The organism is Pseudonocardia terrae, from assembly GCF_021343995.1.
In the GTDB taxonomy this organism is placed as follows: Bacteria; Actinomycetota; Actinomycetes; order Mycobacteriales; family Pseudonocardiaceae; genus Pseudonocardia; species Pseudonocardia terrae.
In genome coordinates, this window is record NZ_JAJTTE010000109.1 from 1 (window position 1) to 7491 (window position 7491).

At 59.5% G+C, this 7491-nt stretch carries 5 protein-coding genes; 4 read left to right on the forward strand and 1 reads right to left on the reverse strand.

The features are described from left to right. Positions 1–164: 164 nt before the first annotated feature. On the reverse strand, positions 165–1559 hold the full coding sequence (locus LWC33_RS33970) for an HNH endonuclease signature motif containing protein (RefSeq protein ID WP_233308815.1): 1395 nt from the start codon (positions 1557–1559) through the stop codon (positions 165–167). 770 nt (positions 1560–2329) lie between these two features. On the opposite strand from LWC33_RS33970, the gene LWC33_RS35580 reads away from it, so the two are divergent. Genes LWC33_RS35580 through LWC33_RS33985 form a run of 4 tightly spaced genes read left to right on the forward strand, consistent with a single transcriptional unit; the run spans position 2330 to position 7099 of the window. Beyond that, positions 2330–3631, forward strand: coding sequence for a glycosyltransferase (locus tag LWC33_RS35580; protein ID WP_255693959.1), 1302 nt, complete (start codon positions 2330–2332; stop codon positions 3629–3631). A gap of 17 nt (positions 3632–3648) precedes the next feature. Continuing rightward, positions 3649–4980, forward strand: a complete 1332-nt coding sequence (locus LWC33_RS33980) for a lipopolysaccharide biosynthesis protein (protein ID WP_233308817.1) — start codon at positions 3649–3651, stop codon at positions 4978–4980. 31 nt (positions 4981–5011) lie between these two features. Further along, the gene (locus tag LWC33_RS36685) at positions 5012–6217 is read left to right on the forward strand and encodes a glycosyltransferase (protein ID WP_372476840.1); all 1206 of its coding nucleotides are present in this window, start codon (positions 5012–5014) and stop codon (positions 6215–6217) included. A 57-nt stretch (positions 6218–6274) separates the two neighbouring features. After that, positions 6275–7099, forward strand: a complete 825-nt coding sequence (locus LWC33_RS33985; RefSeq protein WP_233308818.1) for a glycosyltransferase family 2 protein — start codon at positions 6275–6277, stop codon at positions 7097–7099. The last annotated feature ends 392 nt before the right edge of the window (positions 7100–7491 follow it).

Sequence of the window (7491 nt, forward strand, 5' to 3'; positions counted from 1 at the left end):
AGCCAACCGAGCAGCCCACACTGCCGAACCGACCGTTCGACACCAGCCACCTAGGGCGCGTTTCTGTTGTTCCCCCTCAGCGGGATTGCTGCCGGCGTGTTTGGGGCCGCGCGGTGAAGTCCCGCCAGGTGGGTGCCGTGCCTGCCAGGTCGACAGGGCGAGCTTCAGTCGAGCACCGCGAGCGCGGGCTCCTCGTGCAAGGACGTCCCCATTCCGTCCACCCGCCCGATGAGGTCGGGCCGGTGGAGGAGGTTGCGCCCGGGTGAGCCTCCCGCCCACCAGGGCGGGTGGAAGACCGGGAGCCCGTCCTCCATCGTGATCCGCCACTCGCCCTTGTGGATCAGACGGTGGTGCCGCGGGCAGAGCAGAACCAGGTTGTCGAGAGCGGTGGCCCCACCCCGGGACCAGTGCACGATGTGGTGGGCGGCCGCCCATTGCGCCGGGACGCAGCAGCCCGGCTGGGCGCATCCGCCGTCGCGCTGCTCCAGCGCGCGACGCAGCGCCGGGGTCACCAGCCGGGAGCGCCGCCCCACGTCGAGCGGCTCTCCGCGGGATCCGAGCACGATCGGCACGATCGCTGCGTCGCAGGCCCAGCGCCGAACGTCTTCCGCCTTGATCGCCGAGGCCAGCGTCCCGTCGCCGAAGGCCAGCAGACCGGCGCCGGCACTCCGCAGCTCCGACAGCGGGATGGTCACGGTGACGTGTGGGTGCGTCCCGCCGTCGAGGGGCAGCGCGCCCGAGTCGAGCATCCGACGGCAGAGCTCCACCAGCGCGTCGCCCTCTCGCTCGGCTATCGACCGGGGGTCGGGCTTGTGCTCACCCGGCAGGTGCTCGCAACCCGTCTCCTCGCAGTTCCCCGCATCGTGCTCGCCCTGCGGCTCCGACAGCGGGGACAGCGCGGTCCGCAGGATCGCCGCCGACTCCCGGTCGAACCAGCCGCGCGCCTCGAAACCCTCGCCCCGAGCCGTGAACCGCAGCCGAGTCCGTGTCGGCGCTCCATCGCGCGGCCGGGGCCCGTCCGGGTCCAGCAGCGCCAACGCGTGCTTCCCCGCCCGGCGCAACGCCTCCGGGTCGAGGGTGCGTGCCAGCTCGGCGAGGTCCCGCTCCAGCGGCTCCCGGTGATCGGACTCGAGATGTGCGGGCAGCGCAGCGAGCGTCTGCTGGATCACCCGCACGTGCTCGAACGAGATCTCCGCGACCGCCAACACCAGCGCCGTCATGGGCAGCTCGGCCGGCAGCTCCTCCCCCGAGAGCGACCGAGGCGGCACGACCGCACGCGCGGCGCGCACTCGAACCTTGGCCACGCCAGCCGCCACCCGCTGCACCGATTGCAGCAGGTCCGCCGTGTCCCGATACCCGTGTTCAGGGGCCAGGCCACGCGACTCCAGCTCGGCGACCGCCGCAAGCATGCGCGCGTCGATCGCGTTCCGCGCCAGCTGGGCATCGGCGACGGCCGCGAGGAGCCTTCCATAGGCCTGAGCCTGTGGAGCACATTTGCACTGCCAGCCGGAATAGCTGCTGCAGTCGCCTCCACCGACAACACTCGAGCGCCCGCTCATAGGTTACTCGCAGCCGCCGGCCTACTCACCGTAGCGCTATTAGCAATCAGCTTGTTCGGGAGTAGGCTCCTCCTGACCCTTATCGCAGTCGGAGCGGCAGGAACAATCTCTGTCCTGCAAGGACGAGCCATTCGTCTACGCCATGTACTTCCGGCAGTGGGGGTACTGCTCGCCCTCAGTACGATCGTATTCGACCAGCGAGGCTATGATCCTACTGTACGATCTGAAAGTACACTCACAAGCACCCTCGGAACCATCGGTTATGGAATTTTCGATGTCTCCGCTGCTTCGTCGCTCGTAGCAGACCGTCTTCGTCCAGAGCTTGCCAACTCGAGTCGTGCAGCGACGCTCTTATTGTCCACTATACCCAGCTTTGGTGGAGGTCGGGGCGCTATTGAGCAATATCGAGTAGATGTAATGATTGCGCGAGCAATCGGTACAGCTAATCAAGCTCGATCTAGTGGCCTCCCGCCTAGTCTGCCGACTTACCTGACAGTTTCGTATGGCGTCGGACCAGCTGTTGCCGTTGCCGGGTTACTGGGCTATATGGTCGAGGCAGCTGCCTCCTTCCTCGCACGCTCAAAGACGCTCCTCTCAAGCCTATTCCTTGGCCTCTGGTATTCATTTACATTCAATACCCTAAAAGACGGTGATATCTTCCTCAACATTACAAGCGAAGTCCGTCGGTGGGTCTACGTGGCAATAATTGGCGCCGCTTACGCGCTCGTCGTTTCCGGCCTGAGTGGCAGACACAGTCAGGAGTAACGTGCATGTCGAGTGCGCCATTAACAACCAAGCTTCCGCTACTTGTTTACGTAATCCACGAGGCTCCTCCAGCTACGCAGACCTTTGTGTGGCGCGAGATTCGTTCAGTCGTTCAGGAGAAACGAGAGGTCCTCGTCTACTACCTTCACAAGACGGACTCCAATGAGCCGCTTCCGTGCAGGGCTTACAGTATTCGTGATGTGCTCTCGAGCATCCTCACTTGGAAGAACCTCACCCTATTTCCCACGTTCTTGCGTTGCCTCCGGACGGCAGTCGAGTTGTGCACACTTCCGCCCTATACGCCGCGCAATATCCTCACTCAACTATATGCCCTATTAAACGGGCTGGCTGTCGTACTGCTCATCACTCAGCACGATGGTGCGAAAGCTAGTCGGCCAGTGCATATCCATGCCCACTTCCTCGCCCGTTGCCTCGAAGTTGCAATCATCGCCTCGGCAGGGCTACCGGGGACAACCTGCTCGGGCACGGGACACGCCGGGGATGTAACCAACCCGCAGAGCACGATACGCCTTCGAGCGCTAGCCAACCGGGCAACATTCGTGGTGTGCGCGAGCTATCAATTAAGTCGAGCCCTCGTGGCCGTAGGCGCCGAGCGACCACGGGCAACGATCAGATGCGGCGTCGAAATCCCAAACAGGGTGCCATCTCGCTCGAGGCCATGTCCTGCGCTCCCCCACTCACCGTCTATCCGGATCCTCAGCGTGGGACGTGCCGTACCGAAGAAGGGATTCGACGATTGCATCATCGCAGCTCGACACCTTGCTGATACTGGGCTGAACTTCGAATGGCAAATAATCGCTGATGGTCCACAACTGAAGTACCTAAAGGCGCTGGCAGCCGAGTACGCGGTTGCGTCGCGCGTTACCTTTCTAGGGTTCCAATCAGTAAGTCGCGTCATTGAGGCGATGCGAATGTCCGACGTGTTCGTCTTGCCCTCGAAGCTCGCCACCGATGGAGATTCAGATGGTATCCCCGTCGTATTGATGGAGGCCATGGCAAACCACCTACCAGTGATCACGACGGCGGTAGGTGGTATCCCCGAGCTGGTAATCGATGGCGAGACTGGGCTAGTCGTTCCGCAAAACAGCTCCACGGAAATCTCCACGGCTGTCCGTCGACTTGTCGACGACGACCACCTCCGAGAGCAACTCATCCGCGCAGCATTCTTGCACGTATCCGAAGCCTTTAACTGCTCACGCGAAGCAGCCAAGCTGTTACGTTTAGTGGATAGCGTCGTGGGCGATAGCTGCTCCAGTCGCGTTTCCGAACGTCCGCAGGACTGCTGAGATCGGCATACGTCAGCATGTCAAACTCGCTAGGTAAGACGGCAACACTTCTCTTCGTTGCGCAAGCGACTGTCGCATTTATCAATCTTCCCGCGACGCTCCTTCTTGCCAACTCGCTAGGGCCAGAGGGCCTCGGTTCGTATCAGTTTCTGAGCCGGCTGGCGCTGATGGTCATATCTGTAGGACAGCTAGGTTATCCCCACGCCCTATCTTGGGCCGTAACGAACAGCCCCTCAACCAATGGATCACGAATTGCATTCCGCTCCGGCGTGGTGGTTGCCAGCGTCGTGGGGGTGACCACCTGTCTCGGCCTTCTCCTATACGGCGCGATCATCTGGCCCGACTCACGTTATATCTGGTACGGCATTCTAGCAGCCTACCCAGCAGTGAACCTACTCGCATCCAACATCGCGAACACTTACCGCGGCCTGCTTGATGTTCGCCGATTCTCGATCATTCGCATTTCACAACCCGTTGTTTATTTGCTGGCGATCTCTACTTTCTACGTAATCGACGCTCTAACAGTCACGGTAGCAGTAGCGGCTCTTCTGGCAGCCCAAACGGTCTCCTGTGCGGCAGGCTTGGTTCTTTCTATCCGGCAAGGCATGCTCAAAAGGCCAGAGTTGCCAGTTGCTGGCGTTTGGCGTCAACGAGCGGAGATCCGTAGCTTTGCCAGGCGGGTGTGGCCCGGACTGATGGTGCGCGACTGGAACTCTTATCTCGATCAACTCGTTGTTGGTGTCCTGCTTGGCCCGGCGTCGTTGGGCATATACGCCGTTGCGGTTTCCATTAGTGCCTCTCTCTCACTTCTAGGGTCCCCACTAACGAATGCCACACAACCGATCGTCCAACGGGAAACGACACTCCTCGGGAAACAACAGGCAGTTGGTGCAATTCTCTTCGCATCTCTTGCTATGCTGACCCTCGCGGCTCTGCTGCTAGGGATCTCAAGCCCCTTCCTAATTGGGCTCCTGCTCGGTGCTGACTTCGCGGCAGTGGTTCCCCTTCTGGCGGTCATGGTGGTCGCGGCAGTATCAGACAATCTAAATGCCGCCATGCACGGAGTGCTCGTGGGTCTCGGTGCCCCCGGCAAGAGTAGTCGTAACGTCGTCGTCGGGCTGATGGTAAATATCCTCTGCTGGACGATCCTCCTACCAACAATGGGCATAACGGGTGCCGCGGTGACCAGCTTGTTGTCGTACTTCTCCGTCTCGGTTCTGATGGTTAAGGATGTAAGTTCTATGCTTGGCGTTCGGCCGAGGCAGCTAGTCGTGATCGCTTACCGTTCCCGAACGACTGCGTGGCAGACTTTGACTCAGCTCCTGCAAGTTCGACGACAGCGCGGGTGAAGGTCCGGCCTGCCGCGGCAGTAACTTGTTCATGGACCTAGGAAGCCAAGCGTCTGGCGGCGCCCCAAATTCTGGAGGAAATGTGTTTGTTCAGATAATTCCTTCGCTTGCTAGCGCGTTCGGTGGGCCAGCAGTTGGCTCGCGGCTGTTGAACATATCGTTGCGTGAACGCGGGTACAACGCTGTTCTCGTCTCGGCTCGATACAACGATCCTGGCGGCAGCAAGATGAGCGACGGCGAACAGACGGAGATCCTTTCCTCTACGGCCTGCATCAACCTCTTCCCGCGCGCCAGGCCATTCTTTCTCCAAAACAGTTGGGGAATTCTTTGCTTTCTACTTCGTAATCGTCATAAGATTCGTGTAATTCATATGCACGGCATGTATTTGCTCCCGTATATTTATGGGTATGCGGTCGCCCGGATCTGGAATATTCCTTATGGGATCCAGCCCCATGGATCGCTGGAACCGTATCAGCGGTCTAAGTCTCGGGTGAAGAAGGCGATATATGACCTTTTTATCGGTCGCTCAATACTTCGAAACTCCCGTTACTTTATATTCGCTTCCGCTAGTGAAGCAGAGGGCGCAGTAGAGGTCGTTGGCCGCGATCGGAGTTCTGTCGCGCCTCTAGGGGTCCGTCTCGAGAGTCCGTCAGCGAGTGCTCAAATCCGGGACAAGTTCCCCTCGATCGATAGAGATAAGGCGGTGCTGTACCTAGGCCGGCTCGCTCGAAAAAAGCGGCCTGACAGACTGCTGGAGGCGTGGGCGCGGGCGCAGAAACCCGATGGAGCTCATCTGTTTATCGTTGGGCCTGACGGCGACTTCAGCGCCGCTGAGCTCCTCATCCTTGCTGAAAGGCTTGGAGTGCGTTCGAGCGTGACCTTTCTCGGACCGCTGCGCGGTGGGGAGCGTACTTGGGTCTATGACAGATGCGGGGTCTACGTCTTGCCGTCAGAGAGCGAGAACTTTGGCATCACGGTCGCAGAGGCAATGTACAGCGGTTGCTTCGTCATCACGACAAATTCCGTAGCCTCCGGCGAACACGTGGCAGCCAGTGGAGGGGGGCTCGTAGTGGAGCAGGGCACGCAGGCGCTGGCTGAGGCACTTACAGAGGCTCTATATGGCGCCGATCAGCGCCTGCGGGGACAACGCGCCAGCGAGTACGCGCGGCAGCATCTGGCTTGGTCCCGCATGTCCGGAGCCCTCGCGGCCGAGTGGGAAACCGTGGCGAAACGATAAGCACGACCTGCCTACAATTGTAGGTTCTGGGTCCAGTTCGAAAGGACATACTGCTCAATGGGCTCAAAGATTCCCGTCAGCGTTCTCATCTTGACGAAAGATGAGGAGGCTGTAATTTCCCGTACAGTTGAGTCGTGCAGCGCGTTTGATCAGGTCATTGTCGTCGATTCGTACTCCAGCGATGCTACCGCCCAGTTGGCTAGAGCTGCCGGTGCCGAAGTGATCATGTTTCGGTGGGATGGTAGGTACCCGAAAAAAAAGCAGTGGTCGCTCCAGCACGACTCCTTGAGGCACAACTGGGTCCTTTTTGTAGACGCTGACGAGATGCCGAGTCGGTCGCTGGTTGATGATATCCGGCGTATCGTCTCGATTGAGGCGGTCGACGTTTCAGCGTACGATGTCACAGTTAACTATCACTTCATGGGCCGCGAGCTCAAATACGGTCATAGGATCTCGAAACGTGTTCTGGTGGATCGGAGGCGATGCCACTTCCCTGAGGTGGACGACCTAACCGTCAAGAATATGTGGGAGGTCGAAGGTCACTATCAACCTATCTGTGATGGTAAAGTCGAAGCGCTCCAGAGCAGATTGATCCATGACGACATCGACACATTGTTTGACTTCATCGGAAGACATAACAGGTACAGCGACTGGGAAGCACACATGCGGTGCAATCCACAAGTCAAGAGATTGGTGCAGCGATCTCGGAGTCGTCAGGGGCGCATTTTTGACCGCGTGCCCGGGAAGCCCGTCGCCTTCTTTCTCTACTCCTACGTCCTGCGACGTGGGTTCCTAGACGGATTTGCTGGCTTCGCGTACTCGATTAGCTATAGTATGTATCTGGCTCAGACTTGGCTTAAGGCGCACGAAAGAGTCGCGTGAGAAGTTCATTTCGGGCGAGCTTTTCGCAGTGTTCAGCGACGCAGACTGCTGCAACTCCGCAAAAGGTGCACCGAGGAACCCGTTGGTGAAGCCCGAGTGTGTCAATCAAATGATTGCATCAGCATAGCAGCAATCGACATGCTTCACATGGCGGCGCAGGGCGTGTAATTTCACGATCTGTTGATAGCGACCGTAACGTGGTCGGCCTCGCTACACGTATGTACGCGGCTTTCCGACCCGGCCGCGAGTTGCGCAGGGCCCTGCGCAGTTCGGCGAGCGCGTCGCACGATCGTCCAGACTCGATAAGGGCTAGCCCCACTGATTCTCACGCTAGCTGAACCTGGATCCACTGTCGATCTTGGGTCGTGCCGCTAGTTGATCTTTGGCGTCTG

Coding starts and splice junctions, on each gene's coding strand:
- LWC33_RS33970 (WP_233308815.1), bottom strand. CDS start 1,559: ATGAGCGGGCGCTCGAGTGTTGTCGGTGGAGGCGACTGCAGCAGCTAT.
- LWC33_RS35580 (WP_255693959.1), top strand. CDS start 2,330: ATGTCGAGTGCGCCATTAACAACCAAGCTTCCGCTACTTGTTTACGTA.
- LWC33_RS33980 (WP_233308817.1), top strand. CDS start 3,649: ATGTCAAACTCGCTAGGTAAGACGGCAACACTTCTCTTCGTTGCGCAA.
- LWC33_RS36685 (WP_372476840.1), top strand. CDS start 5,012: ATGGACCTAGGAAGCCAAGCGTCTGGCGGCGCCCCAAATTCTGGAGGA.
- LWC33_RS33985 (WP_233308818.1), top strand. CDS start 6,275: ATGGGCTCAAAGATTCCCGTCAGCGTTCTCATCTTGACGAAAGATGAG.